Genomic DNA, 835 nt, shown 5'->3' on the forward strand with positions numbered 1-835 from the left:
GCTGTGGCTGTACCCGGGGACGGGCAGTGGTCTGGGTGACCGGGTGGAGATCGGCTCGGGTGGCTGGAACGGCATCTCCGACTACGCGGGTGCGGACTTCACCGGTGACGGGATCGGTGACCTGGCGGCGGTGGAGTCGGCCCCGGGTGAGACCGGGAAGCTCTACCTCTACAAGGGCACCGGCAACGGCCTGGCCTCCCGCACCGAGATCGGCTCCGGCGGCTGGTGAACCGCCAAGCGCCACGCCACGGTCCCGAACCCGCCCGGCAGCCCCGAACCCGCCCGGCAGTCCCGACGCCGCGCAGCAGTCCTGAAACCACGTACGTCCGCACCCGCTCCAGGGGGAGAACACCCATGTCCGCACAGACCCGCATGCGCAAGAGCCTGGCCGTCTTCGCGCTGAGCCTCGCACCCCTCGGCCTCGCCGGCACGGCCGGCGCCGCGTCCGTCAGCACCTGGGACAAGGTGGCCGCCTGCGAGAGCGGGGGCAACTGGTCCATCAACACCGGGAACAACTACTACGGCGGGCTGCAGATCTCCGAGCACAACTGGCAGTACTACGGCGGCACCCAGTACGCGGCCTACCCGCACCAGGCGACCAAGAAGGAACAGATCCTGATCGCCGAGAAGATCCTCGCCGACCAGGGCGCCGGCGCGTGGACGTGCAGCCCCGGCACCGGCCTCTCGACCGACCACGCCGACCCGTACCCGGCGGGGCCGTCCGACCCGGGGATGGCGAACCTGACGGCGGGTGACTTCAACGGTGACGGCCGGAAGGACCTGGTCGCCGTGGAGGTGTCGACCGGCAAGCTGTTCTCCTACCCGGGGACCGGGA

Annotated in this window: 1 protein-coding gene and 1 pseudogene; both read left to right on the forward strand. The window is 70.8% G+C overall.

Going from position 1 to position 835, the window contains the following annotated elements:
• Positions 1-229, forward strand: a pseudogene (locus IF30_RS0140355) (ATP/GTP-binding protein); the annotation flags it as partial.
• Between the two features lie 125 nt (positions 230-354).
• Positions 355-835, forward strand: a 481-nt coding sequence (locus IF30_RS42860) for a transglycosylase family protein (RefSeq protein ID WP_030248179.1), incomplete at its 3' end; no start/stop codon positions are given.

The organism is Streptomyces sp. NRRL S-350, from assembly GCF_000719705.1.
Lineage (GTDB): Bacteria > Actinomycetota > Actinomycetes > Streptomycetales > Streptomycetaceae > Kitasatospora.